Below are 17,423 nucleotides of genomic sequence, written 5' to 3'. Positions count from 1 at the left end.
CACTGGTGCAGGTTTCCAAACTTGTACGTATTCTGCTACACCGACTGCCGGACAATCAGCCGGAATGGATTCGCCAGTTTTTGTGTCGAGTTGTTGAGAATGAGTTCGGCGGCCTGTTTTCCCATGGCTTCAAAATCAGTAGAAAGTACCGTGATTCCGTCGAGAATGATTTCCTTAAGCGGGTTTTCGTTGTAAGAGATAATCCCAACTTCCTTCCCTACCCGGTACCCGTTGGTTTTTGCTTGCTTCACCAGCGTCACCAGATCGTCTTCCATCAGGTTAATGTATACATCGCCCGGCGACATCACTTCTTTCGATACATCCGAAATGATCTTATAGGGAAAGCCGTATTCGGTACAGAACTTCTGAAAACCAATCAGGATTTCGCGGGCGTGGTAGGTATACAGCGGAAAAACCAGCTTGAGTACCTGATACTTTCGTAACAGCTCCTCCCCTTCAGCCAAAGCCGTAAAAATGTCCCGTTCAAAATCCTGATACACCGCCGCATACGGACCTTCCACACCGGGAACCAGTTTATCCAGAATCAGTAGCTGATCCTTGGGCAACTGATTGATCAGCTCCGCCGCCGTTTCGCCGCCTTCCAGAAAATGGGCAATGATGACGTAATGCGTATAATGCCCGGCCCGATTCTGAATCAGCTCTTTAAACAGCCGGAAGTTGTTGTTGTAGATGTAAAAATCAACCGCTGTTTCTTCACCCAGCATCTCCACCATCGCGTCGTAGATGATTTTTTTGTGGGGACTTAACTTATTGAAAAGCAGAAAAATCCGACGCTTCTGCCGATAGCTGGCACTAGCAATATAAAAGCCTTTTCCCGGCACGGAGCCTAGAATACCCAACTTCTTGAGTTCATTATACGCCTTTTCAGCCGTATCCCGGGAAATGTCATACAGCATCGACAGTTCATTAATCGACGGCAAACCCTGCTTGGTCTTGACCAGCCCCTTCTCAAGGGCCGCAATTACTGAATTGACAATCTGCTTGTATTTAGGGGTCGTTGAATACTCATCAATCTGGATGATTTCAAAGACCTGACGAACCGTTTGTTTCATGCGAATAGGAGGCAATCTGAACCGTAAAGATCGTAAGTTACGTCCTAAATACCCCATAGAATATTTTCCGGACGGCTTGAGTAGAAAAAAACAACTGGCTACACTTACCGAATAGACAGGTTACGTACATTTAAACTCAAACCTGTAGAATTAGTATTTAATCACTCTAAACTTATGCTTAAACGTTTTCTTCACACCTGGCTGTGCCTGGTTTTAGTGGGGCTCTTGTCACAGGTTCAGGCCCAGCAGGCCCCTCACAAACTTCGTTACGAATACGGCGATATTCGCCTGGGAACCGGCGTCAGGAAGCCTCGCCTAAGCTGGCAGCTTGCGTCTACGCAAGCCGGAGCCCGCCAGACGGCCTATCAAATCCTGGTGGCCTCTTCCGCAGAAGCTCTGGCTAAAAACCAAGGGGATGTCTGGGACTCGGGTAAGATCAACGCTTCGCAGTCGGTCTACGTGGATTATCAGGGAAAAAACCTGGAAAGTCGGCAACGGTATTTCTGGAAAGTAAAAATCTGGGACGAAAAAGGAAAAGCCTCCGGCTGGTCCAAACCCGACTGGTGGGAAATGGGCCTGCTGGCCAAAGATGACTGGAAAGCGGACTGGATCGGCATGGCGGGCGTAGTGGGCGAACCGCCCCGCTCAACGCAGGGCCGGAAGGAATTCCCGGTACGCGGCAAACTCGTGAAGGCTCGGGTATACGCTACGGGTTTAGGCGATTATGCCCTGCAAATCAATGGGCAACGCGTGGGCGATATGCTGCTAACGCCCGGCTGGACGGACTATCTCAAGAAAGTATACTACCAAACCTATGACGTTACGGAGCTGCTCAAGGAAGGCAATAACCAGATCGACGCCTTTCTGGGGAACGGCTGGTGGAGCGGCGGCCTCGGCTGGGGCGGCGGTTTCCATCGGTATTCACAGGGCCCTTTGCGACTACTATGCCAACTGGAATTGACCTATACTGATGGTACGCGGGAGCTGATTACTTCAAATACCAGTTGGAAAATTCGGTTGTCGCCCGTCATTTACGACTCCATGTACCACGGCGAGCATTACGATGCCCGGCAGGAAGCGAAAGGCACCGAAGCAGACGGCTGGGTAACGCCCGTCGTACTGAACACGGCCAAAAACCAGACGACCCTGTTCGGACCTACTGCCGACGCCAACGCGAACGAACAGGCCGCCACGTTCGACATGAGTACGCTACAGGTGGTGGCTCAGGAAGCTCCACCGATCCGCGTCACGGAAACCCGCAAAGCCGTAAAAGTGACGGAACCCAAGCCCGGTCATTTCGTTTTCGACTTTGGTCAGAACATGGCGGGGATTGTGCATCTGAGTATTCCGAAGGGCGTGTACGGGCAGGAAGTGGCTCTGCATTTCGCCGAGTTGCTCCACGACGATGGAACCGTAGCTCAGGAAAACCTGCGTTCGGCCAAGTCTACGGATCGGTACATCTGCAAAAGCAATGGCGGCAAGGAAGAATGGGAACCCATGTTTCTGTACCACGGCTTTCGTTACGTCGAAGTAATCGGTTTTCCGGGGAAGCCCACCGCCGACCAGATCGTAGCCAAAGTCATTCATACGGATTTTGAACCGATTGGCGAATTCTCTACCTCCGAGGATATTCTCAACAAAATCTACTCGAATGCCCGCTGGACGCTGAAGAGTAACGCCCTGTCCATTCCGACCGATTGCCCGCAACGCGACGAGCGACTGGGCTGGATGGGCGACGCTCAGATTTTTGTGGCTTCTTCCTGCTATCTGATGGACATCAACAGTTTCTGGGCCAAATATTCCCGGGATATTGCGGATTCCCAGCATCCCTCGGGATACGTGTACGACGTTAATCCGAAGATGGTAGTGGGTGGTCCGTCAAAGCCCGCCTGGGGCGATGCGACGCTGATTGTTCCCTGGACTTCCTACGAATTTTTCGGCGATAAACGCATCCTGGAAACGAACTACGCCAGTATGAAAGCCTGGGTAGAATACATGAACCAGCACGCTTCGACGAAAAAAACGGGACTATACTATTTCTCTGATCCCAGTGAACAATGGTTCGGCTACGGCGACTGGGTTCCCGTGGTAGCCTCGCCCAGTAAGCCCATTGGCGGAGCGTATCAGGTTTATTCCAATACGCTCCTGGCGAAAGCGGCTACGGTACTCGGCAAAACGGAAGATGCTACTAAATATGCGGCTTTAGCCAAACAGTATACGTCGAAGTACAACGATCTCTATTTCAAGGATAACAATTACGAAGGTAAAACCCAGGCGGCCAACCTGATGCCGCTTACTTTCGGCATTGTACCGGAAAACCTGCGGGCTCGCATCGCTCAAAACATAGCCGATGATGTGAAGGCTCACGACAATCACCTGACGACTGGTTTCATCGCTTCCCAGCAGATTCTGCCCCGCCTGTCGGATTACGGGTACAATGACCTGGCCTATCAGGTAGCTACGCAGAAAACGTACCCGAGCTGGGGCTATATGGCCGAAAATGGAGCTACGACGATGTGGGAGCTCTGGAATTCGGACAAGGAAAAACCTGAAGGCATGAACTCCCGCAATCACTTCGCGTACGGTTCCGTCATTGAGTGGTATTTCCGGTATCTGGCGGGTGTGGAACCGATTGATCCGGGCTTCAAAACCTTCCGCATTGCTCCCAAGCCGCCGAAAGACCTCAACTGGGTGAAGTTTTCGTATCAATCGCTGTACGGCCCGATTGTGTCCAACTGGGAACGCAAAAACGGGAAGCTCCAACTGAACGTCACCGTACCACCCAATACGCAGGCCGAACTGGTACTGCCCCTGACAGTGGGCCAAACCGCTACGCTGGCCGGAAAGAAACTCAAAACCAATACGACTACGCTGGTTCCGGGGTCGTACCGAGTAGAAATTCAGTAGGCCGGATCGCGTTAGGTCAGCAATCCTGGTTAGTTCGTGAACTACCAATCCGAATGAGGGCAAGATTCGTTACTTCAACGAACACTCCTTGAAAATTTCGAGTCGTGTTCGTTGAAGTGATCGTATAAAAATCGGTTTTGCGTCTTCACGTGGATCGGTTTTATGCATGGAACGAATCCATACGTTATTCATTCTTAATCAATAAGCCTATGATTCATTGGATTAACGTGTGTAATCTCTCCGGGATGCTTCGCTCTGCTACTGGAAGGCCCGGGGTTGTAACCCCGAATTAATTCACTTGAACCCCGTTGGGGTTTTCAAAGGATTCGGACTTGATGTTACTGAAACCTTAAACCAATCCTCAAACCTGATACCCACTCAAACAGCCTTTTTCTAACCTTCTGGCTACGAACTCCTTCGAACGAGCAGCCATACAGAGCAGGATGGTTCACCCTAACAGACCATGACAGCTCATTCTTTTTCCTTTGGTTCATTTGTACCGCTAACTAAGGCCTATATCATTTTTTGTATACAATCATGACCGAGACTACCTCTTTCAAGCACGTAAGTTATTTATGGGATGATGCGAAAGCCGCCGAACTGGCTGGCGATGAAGTCGCTCTCCTGATTTACCGTTCTAATCTGTTAGGTGCTGACCTTCGCCTGACCAATTACGGAGGCGGCAACACGTCCTGCAAAGTGACGTCTCCCGATCCGCTGACGGGCGACGATACCCGGGTGATGTGGGTGAAAGGCTCCGGTGGTGACTTAGGTACGCTGAAGAAATCGGGACTAGCGGCCTTGTACCTGGATCGTCTACACGCCTTGAAGAATCGGTACCGGGGTCTTGAATTTGAAGATGAGATGGTGGATTTGTTTAACCACTGTATCTACGATCTGGACTCGAAAGCTCCTTCCATCGATACACCCTTACACGCCTTTTTGCCGTTCAATCACGTTGATCACCTACACCCCGATGCGGCCATTGCCATTGCGGCGGCGAAAGACGGCGAGCAGATCGTGAAAGATCTGTTTGGGGGTACGCTCGGCTGGGTCCCCTGGCAGCGTCCCGGCTTCGATCTGGGTCTGCAACTGGAACGATGTCTGGCCGAAAATCCGGGCATTCGTGGTATTTTTCTGGGTAGCCATGGCTTATTCACCTGGGGTGATACGGCCTATGAAAGCTACATCAACACGCTCGAAGTGATCGAACGTTGTGCGGAATATCTGGAAGAAAACTACGGCAAAAAAGGCCCCGTATTCGGTGGTCAGAAAGTGCAAACCGTTGAAAACCGCAAAGAGCAGGCGGCTAAACTGGCTCCCGTACTGCGGGGTTTCTGCTCCAGCTACGTACGCATGATCGGTCATTTTACGGATGATGAACGCGTACTCCAATTCATCAATTCCAATGACCTGGACAAGTTGGCTCCGCTGGGTACCTCCTGCCCCGACCACTTCCTGCGTACGAAAATCCAGCCGCTGGTACTCGACCTGCCCGCCGACGCGGATCTTTCGGATACCAAAGCTCTGAAGGAAAAACTGGCTCCGGCCTTCGAAGCGTACCGGGCCATGTACACCGAGTACTACGAAAGCTGCAAACGCAGCAACAGTCCCGCCATGCGTGACCCCAATCCGGTGGTGATTCTGTGGCCGGGCGTGGGTCAGTTTACGTTTGCGAAAGATAAACAAACCGCTCGCGTAGCGTCGGAATTTTATGTCAACGCCATCAACGTGATGCGGGGTGCCGAGGCTATTTCGGAATATACGTCCCTACCCCGTCAGGAAGCTTTTGACATTGAATATTGGTTGCTGGAAGAAGCCAAGCTGCAACGCATGCCCAAGCCCAAGCCGCTTTCGGGCAAGATTGCCCTGATTACGGGTTCCGCGGGAGGTATTGGTAAAGCCATCGCCAAGAAATTACAGGCTGAAGGTGCCGTCGTCTTCCTGAATGATAACGACGCTGACCGCCTGGCCGGAGCCAAGGAAGAATTCCTGAAAAGCTACGGGAAAGATTCTTCCGCTTCCGAGTTGCTCGATGTTACCTCGGCGGAATCCATCGCCAAGGCCTTCGATGCCTGCTCGCTGGCTTTCGGTGGCGTGGATATTGTCGTGAACAACGCCGGTATTTCCATTTCCAAATCCATCGAAGATCATACGGAGAAGGACTGGGATTTACTGTTCGATATTCTCGTCAAAGGTCAGTTCCTAGTATCGCAAGCCGCCGTGGCTGTCATGCGGAAGCAGGCTCTGGGGGGTGACATTCTCAATATTGCTTCGAAAAATGCTGTTGTGAGTGGTCCGAACAACCTGGGGTATGGCTCCGCGAAAGCGGCTCAGGCCCACGGTACGCGTTTGCTGGCGGCGGAAGTGGGTCCCGAACGGATCCGGGTCAACACCATTAATCCTGACGCTGTTATTGCCGATTCGAAGATCTGGGCGGGTGCCTGGGCCGAAGGTCGGGCTAAAGCGTACGGTATCACGGTGGAAGAGCTGCCCGCCTTCTACGCCAAGCGGACCCTATTGAACGAAATCATTTTACCGGAAGACATCGCCAATGCCTGCTTCGCGTTCGTAGGCGGACTTCTCAACAAGTCTACCGGCAACGCCCTGAATGTAGATGGTGGGGTTGCAATGGGCTTTTACCGCTAAGCGTTTGATGTTTAGGGTTTTGAGTTAAATGCTTGCATAAAAGAGGGTACGCGAACTCAAAACTCTAAACTTCAAACTTATAACTCAAAACCTTCGTATGCCTCGCGTTGCTTTTAAAATGCAGCTGTTTCCGGGAAACGTGGACGAATACCGCCGGAGACACGACGAAATCTGGCCGGAACTGGTGGAATTACTCCAGTCCAGCGGCATTCATAACTATTCGATTTTTCTGGACGAAAGCACGAATACGCTTTTCGGCGTACAGGAAGTCGATGATCTGAGCGTTACAGGGAAGTTACCCGAAAATCCCGTCATGCAGAAGTGGTGGGCGTACATGGCTGATCTCATGGAAACCAATCCCGACCAGTCACCCGTACAGGTCGCTTTACCGGAAGTTTTTTACCTGAAATGAGTTTGGTGTTTTGAGTTTAGGGTTTTGAATGGCCGCCGCTGCGGTTATCGTCCACTTTGAATGAATGGATGAATCTAACTATCCCTATTTCTGATGTGATAAAACTCAAAACCCTAAACCCAAAACTCAACACGCTAACACTAACCAACATATGCCTCTCGAATCCTATCAGATAGCCCAATATAACCAGCAGCATGAAGTTGCTCATCGCCGGAAGTTTGAGTTTTTAGCCGAAGAACTAGGCTCCGAAAACACCGAGCGTATCCTTGGTAAACTTATTGATTTTCAGATTGCCATTCCCAGTTGGGCTCTGGGTACGGGTGGTACCCGCTTTGGCCGCTTTGCGGGTGGTGGGGAACCCCGGAATCTCGAAGAAAAAATTGCTGACGTAGGCCTGCTACACGCTCTGAACCGTTCGAGCGGAGCCATTTCCCTGCATATTCCCTGGGACATTCCGACCGACGGCGAGGCCATCAAACAACTGGCCGCCAGCTACGGCCTCGTATTCGATGCCATGAACTCGAATACGTTCCAGGATCAGCCGAATCAGGAGCTGAGCTACAAGTTTGGTTCGCTGCAACATACCGATGCCGCTGTTCGTAAACAAGCTATCGATCATAACATCGACGTGATTCGTTACGGCGAAGCTCTGGGTTCTAAATCCCTGACGGTCTGGCTATCCGATGGTTCGAGCTTCCCCGGACAACTGAACTTCCGCAAAGCTTTCCAGCGTACGTTGGAAGGTTTGCAGGAAATCTACGCGGCTCTTCCCGCCGACTGGAAGATTTTCGTCGAATACAAAGCCTTTGAACCCAACTTCTACTCAACTACGGTGGGTGACTGGGGCCAATCGTTCCTGTACGCCAGCAAGTTAGGCCCTAAAGCGTACACGCTGGTCGATTTGGGTCACCACCTGCCCAATGCCAACATCGAGCAAATTGTATCGCTGCTGCTGATGGAAGAAAAGCTGGGTGGTTTCCACTTCAACGATTCGAAATACGGCGACGACGATCTGACGGCCGGTAGTATCAAACCGTATCAGTTATTCTTGATTTTCAACGAACTGGTCGATGGCATGGATGCTCGCGGCATGAATCACGCCTCGGATTTGGGCTGGATGATTGATGCGTCGCACAACGTAAAAGATCCGCTGGAAGATTTGCTGCAATCCGTTGAAGCCATCAAGCTCGCCTACGCTCAGGCATTGCTCGTGGATCGCGTGGCTTTGGAAGAAGCCCGTACTAACAACGATGTAGCCGCCGCTCAGGAGCTATTACAGAATGCCTTCCGTACGGATTTACGGCCTCTGCTAGCCGAAGCCCGTTTGCGGGCCGATGCCGCTCTGAATCCCGTGGGCCTGTACCGTGAGTTATCCCTTCGCAATAAATTGATCGAAGCCCGTGGTTTGAAAGCCGTGGCTACTGGTCTTTAATAGTTACGTCAGGTACAGGACTTACCTGTACCTGACGTTTTTTTAATCCACCCATTCATTAATTCATTCTGTACGCCCCATGTCTATCCCCTGCGTCGCCATTTTTGATATTGGGAAAACCAATAAGAAACTGCTTCTCTTTGATCAGCACTACCAGATCGTGTACCAGAAGCAGACACCTTTCGAAGAAATTCCGGACGATGACGGATTCCACGGGGATGATTTACAGTTATTGAGCAATTGGCTGATCGACAGTCTAGCGGAAGTCTTGAACGAAGGCCGATTTGACGTACGGGCTCTGAATTTTTCCGCGTACGGGGCGAGTTTCGTTCATATTGACGTCGACGGAAAACCCGTCACGCCCCTCTATAATTACCTAAAAACGTTCCCACTTGAACTTCAGCAACGCTTTAACGATCATTACGGTCCGGGACTGGAATGGTCGGCCCGTACGGCTTCGCCCGTTTTGGGTATGCTGAATTCAGGGATGCAGTTGTACTGGCTCAAGTACGAGAAATCCGAGTTGTACTGGCAAATTGAGCACTCACTGCACCTGCCCCAGTACGCCAGCTATCTTTTTACCAAGCGTCCTGTTTCTGAAATTACCAGCGTCGGTTGCCATACGGGGCTTTGGGATTTTACGCAACGCAAGTACCACCGCTGGGTATTCGAAGAAGGATTTCATTCGCTGGGGCAGATGGTTCTGCCTTCTTTTGTGACCTCCCCCGCCGTAGAAAAAGACGATATGCAGGTGGGCGTGGGTATTCATGACAGTTCGGCGGCTCTGGTACCGTACCTACGGGCGTTCGGGCAGGAACCTTTTCTACTGATTTCGACGGGAACCTGGTGCATTACCATGAACCCGTTCAGCGACGAACCCCTTACGATCAGCGAGTTACGTCAGGATTGCCTCAGTTACCTGACCTTCCGGGGTGATCCGGTCAAAGCTTCCCGGTTGTTTGCCGGAAATGAACACGAACGGGCCGTTAAACACCTGGCGGATTATTTTCAAACGGATCTTTCGCAGTATCAGCGAGTATCATACGACGAAGCCATTCTTTTGTCCTTACGCAGTCGCTTCAACCAGGCTTCGCCCGATTCGGTACGGCTGGGTTCGCTGGAAGATTCCACTTTTTCGGAACGAAACCTGAATGAATTCAGTAGTTACGAAGAAGCGTACCATCAGTTGATTCTGGATTTGATGGCTCAGCAAATCGCTTCGGTCAAATTAGCCAAAGGCAACACGGCCATCCGGCGAATTTTTGTGGACGGTGGTTTCAGCCGGAACGAAATTTATCTGAATCTGCTGGCTCAGGCTTTTCCGGAATGTGAAGTACTGGCTTCGGAAATTGCTCAGGCTTCGGCTCTGGGAGCGGCTCTGGTCATCGAGGACGCTTGGAATAAGGAAAAGCCCTTTGATGGGAGTTTATTTACGTTGAAGAAAACAGTTTGTACGGAATTATAAATCGTTATTGGCCGTCCGCTTTTCGCTGATCCGAAAGCAGAAACCCGAGTACACAGCCAATAGCGACAAGCTCAAAGCTGATGAAAGTTGCTCTTTTTGTTCCCTGCTACGTCGATCAATTTTATCCGAAGGTAGCCGTTGCTACCTTGGAATTACTCGAGAAATTTGGTTGTGAAGTAGATTTTCCCCGTAATCAGACCTGTTGCGGGCAGCCCATGGCCAACTCGGGCTTTGCCCACCTCAACGGCGGTTGCGACGCCAATTTTGTACGCAATTTTACGGGATACGATTATATCGTAGCTCCTTCCGGTTCCTGCGTACTGCACGTCAAGGAACATCTGCACTATCCCGAAAATCAGTCGCTGGCGGATACGATCCGGCATCGGGTGTACGAACTCACGGAATTTTTGACGGATGTACTGAAGGTCGAAAAGCTGGAAGCCCGCTTTCCGCATAAGGTGGGCGTGCACCAAAGCTGCCACGGCCAGCGGGGACTGAAAACCTCGCAGATGAGCGAATTGAACTGCCCGGCTTTTTCCAAACCCGGTAAACTGCTCGGCATGGTAAAAGACCTGCAACTGGTTGAGCTGGATCGTAAGGACGAGTGCTGCGGTTTTGGCGGTACGTTCGCCGTCAGTGAAGAATCGATTTCCTCGAAAATGGGGAAAGATCGCGTTGCCGATCATCAACGCCACGGAGCCGAGTACATCACGGCGGGCGACATGTCGTGCCTGATGCACTTGGAAGGCATTCTGAAACGCCAGAAAAGTCCGGTTCGAATTGTGCACATCGCCGAAATTCTGAACGCCCAGGAATAAAAAAATGCGTCCCATAAGCTATGGCTTACAGGACGCCGCAAAAAATGGGGGATTCTAATTAGTTACGAGCTAAAACCGTACGGTTCGTTTGCGTAGCGATTTCGAATGATTGCGTGTAGCGATTTTTGCCACCCAATACTTCGAACGTGTATTTGCCATCGCCTAACGTCGAAAGATCGAACAGACGCAGGTAGTTTTCGTTAGTAGTCGTTTCAGTGAACAGCGTCGTGTTTTCCTTATCCTTGATAGCAATCGTCAATTTCTTTTTATCAGGATTTTGAAACGTCAATTGGAAACGCAGTTGAGAATCCTGAGCCAGTTGTGCGTTGTACGGATTTGCTTTTACCGTTTCTTTCGCAGGATCAGAATTTACGGTAGCAGTGGCGTTGAAAGCTACACTACTAAAAGCCACGAAGGCTGCAAGGATGAAGTTGATGGACTTTTTCATGGGATGATATGTTTTTCAAATGGGAAAAATACAAAACAAGTGCAAACAGCTTTTTGATTGTGTTTTGCCGTTTGGGTGATACAAAGGTGCACATAGTTTGATTATGAGTCAATTACCTAAATGTTAAATCCGAAAAGTTCCTCTTACGGTGCCACCATAAACTTAGAATAGTACAACATTTCTATTTTTAGTGCCGAAAGTTGTTTAAAAAGTCCAATGGTTTTTTTACGCGATTTTTGGGGAGTTTAAGCGAAAAAGGTTTCATCTTCAAAACCCTGCCTTGGAATAGTTATAATGTTCACTTTATAAAATCTTATAAAAAGCTTTGTGTAATTGACGATCAAGCTTTATAAATTTTATAAAACAAGCCTTTTACATTCTTTTTGAATGGTTTAAGCTCAATCTGTTCTCAAAAACAAGAAATCAAGGTGTTATTTTACATTCTGGGAAAAATTAAATTCCTAAAACTGGATGTCCCAACACAGAAAGCTTTCTTGAAATGCTTGAACTGGTTTTTAGTGTAAGTCTATAATAGTATGAAACGAAGAAGTTCTTCTTCTTCCAGTAATCTAACATCAACGTCATGAGTCCGCATACACTTGATCACGCTGCCGCCTCGGAAGTATTCAATAGAGACGAACCCCGGGTAGACTGGCACGATGAAACCCTGTGGTGGGTACGCCAGAAACGCGACCGGGCGGCCATGCAATTGCCCGAATGGGAGGCTTTACGGGAAGCAGCGTCGCAAATCAAGCATCACGTTTTATCGAACCTGGATACCCTGCTGGAAAACTTTGAACGCAAGGCTCAAGAAAACGGCATTACGGTACACTGGGCCGCGAATGCTCAGGAACATAATGAGATTGTCTGGTCGCTACTCAATAAAAAGGGCATTGACCGGATGATTAAATCCAAGTCCATGCTCACCGAGGAATGTCACCTCAACGACTTTCTCCGGAGCAAGGGTATTGAAGTAATCGATACGGATTTGGGTGAACGCATTGTGCAACTTCGGCAGGAACCGCCCAGTCATATTGTACTTCCGGCCATTCACCTGAAGAAATCGGACGTAGGCGACACCTTTCACGAGCACTTGGGTACGGAAAAAGGAGCGACCGATCCGCAGTACCTGACGGAAGCAGCCCGGCAACACCTCCGCGAAACCTTTCTGACCCGGCGAGCGGCCCTAACGGGCGTCAACTTCGCCATCGCCGAAACGGGCGGTTTTGTAGTGTGTACCAATGAAGGAAATGCCGACATGGGAGCTCACCTGGCCGAGATTCACATTGCCAGTATGGGTTTCGAGAAAATCATCCCGCGAGCTGAGCATCTAGGCGTGTTCCTTCGTTTACTGACCCGCAGTGCAACCGGACAACCCGTGACGGCCTATTCCAGTCACTTTCACCGGCCCCGACCCGGTCAGGAGATGCACATTGTCATCGTTGATAATGGTCGTACTACGCAGTTGGGCCGACCTGATTTCCGGAATTCCTTAAAGTGCATTCGCTGTGGAGCCTGTATGAACACCTGCCCCGTATACCGGCGAAGTGGCGGCCATAGTTACCACAACGCCGTGGCAGGACCGATTGGCTCGATCCTGGCTCCGAATCTGGATATGCGGAAGAACGCGGATTTACCTTTTGCCAGTACCCTCTGCGGCAGTTGCTCGAACGTGTGTCCGGTGAAAATCGATATTCATGACCAGCTTTATAAATGGCGGCAGGTACTGGCTCAGGAAGGCTACGTGGGCGGCATCAAAAAAACCAGCTTACAACTGGCTTCGAAGGTACTGGCCTCTCCTACCTTATTTAAACTGAGTTTCAACGCGGCTCGTACGGCCTTACGGATTGCTCCCTGGGCGGCCAACAATCCGCTGAATGCCTGGAGTATTCACCGTGAGTTGCCCGATGCTCCCAAAGACAGTTTCCGGCAGTGGTGGGAGAAGAATCGTAAATAAATATTATTAGCCATGTCTTCGAGTCGAGAAACCATATTACAGGCCATTCGGGCGAATAAACCCGATTTGTTGCCGCTGCCATCCGTATATACCTTCGAATCGAATTATCCGGATGTGTTGGCTCAGTATCAACAAACACTGCAAATGATTGGCGGCACCGTGGAGGTAGTACCGGATTTATCCAGGGTTGCCGAACGTTTAAAAGAGATTTACCCGGATTTAACTCGTATAGCTATAACGTTACCCGAATTAGCGGATCTGGGCAACGCGGATCTTGGTGTAAGCGATCCCCACGAGCTGGAAGCTATCGAACTCGCCGTAATCCCAGGGCGATACGGTGTGGCCGAAAATGGAGCCATCTGGGTAACGGAACAGGAAATGCGGCATCGGGCCTTACCCTTTATCACACAGCATTTAGTACTGATCATCCGGGCCGAAACGATTGTCCCGAACATGCACGAAGCTTACCGCCGGATTCAGGTCGACGAGACGGGTTTTGGTACCTTCATCGCTGGTCCGTCCAAAACCGCTGACATTGAGCAATCGCTGGTGGTAGGGGCACACGGAGCCCGCAGTTTGGTAGTCTTTATTATAGAGTAACGTTTTCCGATTATCATAAAGGAGCCAGGCCGGATGATGTATCATTCGGCCTGGCTCCTTTTATAGGTACTGTTCATCAATATACGTATACAACGTTAAAAGGCTAAGTCATTCATTATCTGATTTGTACCTTCCTAAAAAGCAAATACTGAAATTATCCTATTTAGGCTTTCGCAGAGCAACTAAAAATTTCAAATCATTTATTCTATTTTTTTTGTACATATTACTAAAGAGGACTCTTTTGTTTTGTAATCTTCACAAAAAACAGGGGATTATTTTAAAAATACTTCAAACCTTGACCTTACAATAAATTTTACATTTTGACAGAATGCAAATATTATATTATGTTTGTAGACAGGATTTAACATAAATCCCTAACTCCTTAACCAAAACAAATGAGAAAAATTCTACTGGCAACAGTTATGTTGCTCAGTACGCTTGTTATGCATGCGTACGGACAGGATCGTGTGGTGATTGGTAAGGTCACCTCAAGTGATGACGGTTCTCCCATTCCCGGAGTCAACGTAACGCTTAAAGGCACTAACCGGGGTATTTCCACGAACGCTAATGGAGAGTACAAACTGAACGTAGGAGCTAATGCTACCTTGGTCTTCACGTCTATCGGTTTTATTAGACAAGAAGTAGGCGTTGATAATCGTACGGAAGTAAACGTAGTACTGCAAGTTACCAATGACGATCTTCAGGAAGTAGTCGTTACGGCTTTGAACATTGGTCGCGAAAAGAAAGCCATCAACTCCGCTGTACAGGAAGTAAAGGGAGCCAACTTGGCCATTGCCCGCAACAACAACGTAGCGGACGCCTTGGCGGGTAAAGTAGCCGGGGTACAGGTATTTAGCCAATCAGGTGCTAAATTCGGTACACCTAGCATCCGGATTCGCGGTGTGAACTCACTGACGGGTGGCGATCCCTTATACGTAGTGGATGGTACGGTTACGGATGTGAACTTCGTCAACATGGACGACGTAGAATCTCTGAACGTACTGAAGGGCCCCGCGGCTTCTGCTCTGTACGGAAACCGGGCTTCTGCCGGTGTGGTGGTTATTACGACGAAAAAAGGTAAGAATCAGCAAGGTTTGGGTATTGATGTCAACCACAGTACGACCTTCGACAACGTTTCTTTGTTACCTAAGTATCAAAACGAGTACGGTGGTGGTTATTCCCAGGACTTCGGTACATTCAAGTACAATCCTGCGATTCACCCCGCTAGCTGGGCTGCCTTTAACGGACAGAAAACGATTGATTACTCGGCCGATGAAAGCTGGGGTCCCCGAATGGATGGTACGCTGTATCGTCCCTGGTATTCTTGGATTCCTTCTGATCCGGATTTTGGTAAAGAAGTTCCTTTCTCACCGCAGCCCAATAACATTCGCAGCTTCTTCCAGACCGGTGCCACGGTAAACACTAACGTAGCCATCAGCAAGTCGAATGAACTCTTTAACGCTCGCGTGTCTTACACGAACTTTAACGTAAAAGGTATTATCCCAAATAGTCAGCAGCAGCGGGACTATTTATCGGGTAAGTTGGGCATCAACATTACGCCTAAATTCACGGCTAACCTGAACCTGAACTACTCAAACGAGAAGACTCGCAACCGTCCTTCGGATGGCTATAGCGGACAGAACCAGACGATTGGATCATTCAACCAGTGGTTCCAACGTCAGTTGGACATGACGCAATTGCGTACGTACAAAAACCCCGACGGAACGTACCGTAGCTGGAACATTACAGGTCCGGAGAACACGACGCCCCTGTACTGGGATAACCCCTATACGCAGGTTTATGAAAACATCAACAACGAAAAGAATGAGCGTCTTTTTGGTGATTTCGGCTTAACGTACAAGTTTACAGATGATCTAAGTCTTTCTGTGGTAGCACGTCGGGATTTATTGACTGGTTACTACAATCGTCGGGTAGCATCTTTTACGAAGAATACGGCTTACTTTGGTACTTCAAATGATACGCGTCGTGAGGACAACTACGAAGGTTTACTTTCTTATAACAAGAAGTTTGGTAAGTTTAACCTGAACGCTAACGCTGGTGGTAACATTCGGAAGAATACTCGGGAATACCTGGCCATGAATACGAATGGTGGTCTTTCGATTCCGAATTATTACAACATCACCAACTCTGCTACGCCGGGTACTTTCACTAGTAACAATTACGTAAGAGAGGTTCGTAGCGTATTTGGATACGTAAGCTTCGATTACAATGATCTGTTATTCATTGAAGCAACGGCTCGCAATGACTGGTCTTCTACTTTACCAGTTAATAGCAACTCTTATTTCTACCCATCCGTAACGGCTGGTTTGATCTTCTCGGAGTTCCTGCAGAACAAACGCGTACTCTCATACGGTAAAATCCGTGGTTCATTTGCTCAGGTTGGTTCAGATCTTGATCCTTACCAGATTTATACGGTTTACAACGTAGGTCAGAAGTACGGAAGCAATACAACTCAAACCATTCCGACGCAATTACCCAATCAGAACCTGAAGCCAGGTCTGTCCAGTGGTTACGAAGGTGGTATTGATTTGAAATTCCTTAACAACCGGATTGGTCTGGAATTTACGGTTTATCGTCAGGACAACACCAACCAGATTTTACCCTTATCCGTACCAGGATCAAGTGGATACAATACTGCTCTTATCAACGCAGGTAACATTCGTTCCGAAGGTATGGAATTGCACATCAATGCCGTACCCATTAAAACGAAAGACTTTACTTGGGATTTCGACATCAACCTGGATCGCAGCCGCTCAAAAGTGGTTGAACTGGCCGCTGGCGTGAAGACCTATAACCTGTTGCAGGCTTACTTGGGACAAACCTCCATCTTCAGCGGTGTACCTCAATTTGGCGGTACTAGTTTAGGATTTATTGCTCGCGAAGGCTCTGACTGGGGTACTATCGTAGGTCGTCAATTCCAGCGTTATCAGGCCGTAGATGCCAATGGTAATAAAGTTGATAACCCTAACAATGGTAAAGTTATTGTAGATGCGAATGGTTTGCCCCTTTCTACCGCCAACCAGGATTTAGCTAACGTATTACCTAAAATGAAGGGTGGTTTCTTGAGTACCTTTAATTACAAAGGGGTTACGCTGCGTTTCAATATTGACTGGCTTCTGGGTGGTAAATTCTATTCTACCTCACGTATGTTCCTGGCTGGTTCAGGTTTAAGTGCTGAAACGGCTGGTCTGAACGGTAAAGGCAATCCGAAACGGGACGATCCGGCGAATGGCGGTGGTGTACTCTTCCCGAATTCCGTATACGCCGATGGTACGGCTAACACGACTTACGCCGATGCTCAGTCATTGTACGAAAGTCGTCTGTTTGATCTGAATGAAAACTGGATCTTCGACAAAACCTACGTAAAACTGCGAGAAGTAAATTTAGGCTATAACCTACCCGTAGCCTGGATTCGGAATACGCCTTTCAAAACGGCTTACATCGCCCTCATGGTTCGTAATCCCTTCCTGATTTATAGCAAAGTTGGTGGCGGTATCGATCCTTCAGAAACGCAGACCCAATGGGGTGAAGGAGGTCAGCAGATCCCCGTTCGTTCAGTTGGTTTCAACGTAAGATTTGGACTATAATCATACTCCCTAATAGTTTAAAGCTTCTGAATAAGCCTACTAATCAGCCAATTC

At 49.1% G+C, this 17,423-nt stretch carries 11 protein-coding genes; 9 read left to right on the top strand and 2 right to left on the bottom strand.

Features of this window, described 5'->3' with window-relative positions; genetic code table 11:
• Positions 1-35 precede the first annotated feature (35 nt).
• Positions 36-1,073: a GntR family transcriptional regulator gene (locus ACOJTG_RS21870; protein WP_420155753.1), complete on the bottom strand. Its 1,038-nt coding sequence runs from the start codon at positions 1,071-1,073 to the stop codon at positions 36-38.
• Positions 1,074-1,247: 174 nt separating this feature from the next.
• Here ACOJTG_RS21870 and ACOJTG_RS21865 point away from each other — a divergent pair, with 174 nt between their 5' ends.
• The 6 genes from ACOJTG_RS21865 (at position 1,248) to ACOJTG_RS21840 (ending at position 10,756) form a co-directional block, all read left to right on the top strand.
• Entirely contained in the window at positions 1,248-3,980 is a 2,733-nt protein-coding gene (locus ACOJTG_RS21865) for a family 78 glycoside hydrolase catalytic domain (protein WP_420155752.1), read from the top strand.
• A 537-nt stretch (positions 3,981-4,517) separates the two neighbouring features.
• A complete protein-coding gene (locus tag ACOJTG_RS21860; RefSeq protein WP_420155751.1) occupies positions 4,518-6,629 on the top strand; it encodes a bifunctional aldolase/short-chain dehydrogenase in 2,112 nt (703 codons plus the stop codon).
• Positions 6,630-6,726: 97 nt separating this feature from the next.
• Positions 6,727-7,041, top strand: a complete 315-nt coding sequence (gene rhaM / locus ACOJTG_RS21855) for an L-rhamnose mutarotase (protein WP_094811795.1) — start codon at positions 6,727-6,729, stop codon at positions 7,039-7,041.
• 151 nt (positions 7,042-7,192) lie between these two features.
• Positions 7,193-8,473, top strand: coding sequence for a TIM barrel protein (locus ACOJTG_RS21850; RefSeq protein ID WP_420155750.1), 1,281 nt, complete (start codon positions 7,193-7,195; stop codon positions 8,471-8,473).
• Positions 8,474-8,552: 79 nt separating this feature from the next.
• Positions 8,553-9,938, top strand: coding sequence for an FGGY-family carbohydrate kinase (locus ACOJTG_RS21845; protein WP_420155749.1), 1,386 nt, complete (start codon positions 8,553-8,555; stop codon positions 9,936-9,938).
• Between the two features lie 80 nt (positions 9,939-10,018).
• Positions 10,019-10,756, top strand: a complete 738-nt coding sequence (locus ACOJTG_RS21840; RefSeq protein ID WP_420155748.1) for a (Fe-S)-binding protein — start codon at positions 10,019-10,021, stop codon at positions 10,754-10,756.
• 58 nt (positions 10,757-10,814) lie between these two features.
• On the opposite strand, the gene ACOJTG_RS21835 is transcribed toward ACOJTG_RS21840, so the two are convergent.
• Complete coding sequence (locus ACOJTG_RS21835; protein ID WP_094811788.1) at positions 10,815-11,204, bottom strand: hypothetical protein; 390 nt, start codon at positions 11,202-11,204, stop codon at positions 10,815-10,817.
• Positions 11,205-11,787: 583 nt separating this feature from the next.
• On the opposite strand from ACOJTG_RS21835, the gene ACOJTG_RS21830 reads away from it, so the two are divergent.
• From ACOJTG_RS21830 to ACOJTG_RS21820, 3 genes are all read left to right on the top strand, one after another.
• Positions 11,788-13,161 carry a lactate utilization protein B gene (locus ACOJTG_RS21830; protein ID WP_420155747.1) on the top strand — a complete coding sequence of 458 codons (1,374 nt, stop codon included), beginning with the start codon at positions 11,788-11,790 and terminating at the stop codon, positions 13,159-13,161.
• Positions 13,162-13,173: 12 nt separating this feature from the next.
• Entirely contained in the window at positions 13,174-13,761 is a 588-nt protein-coding gene (locus ACOJTG_RS21825) for a LutC/YkgG family protein (RefSeq protein WP_420155746.1), read from the top strand.
• A gap of 395 nt (positions 13,762-14,156) precedes the next feature.
• Positions 14,157-17,369, top strand: coding sequence for a SusC/RagA family TonB-linked outer membrane protein (locus tag ACOJTG_RS21820; RefSeq protein ID WP_420155745.1), 3,213 nt, complete (start codon positions 14,157-14,159; stop codon positions 17,367-17,369).
• Positions 17,370-17,423: the final 54 nt, after the last annotated feature.

The sequence above is a fragment of the Siphonobacter sp. genome (genome assembly GCF_048595215.1).
Taxonomy (GTDB): Bacteria; Bacteroidota; Bacteroidia; order Cytophagales; family Spirosomataceae; genus Siphonobacter.
Note: the sequence above shows the minus strand (reverse complement) of the source record. Positions and strands in the feature narration are given on the sequence as shown.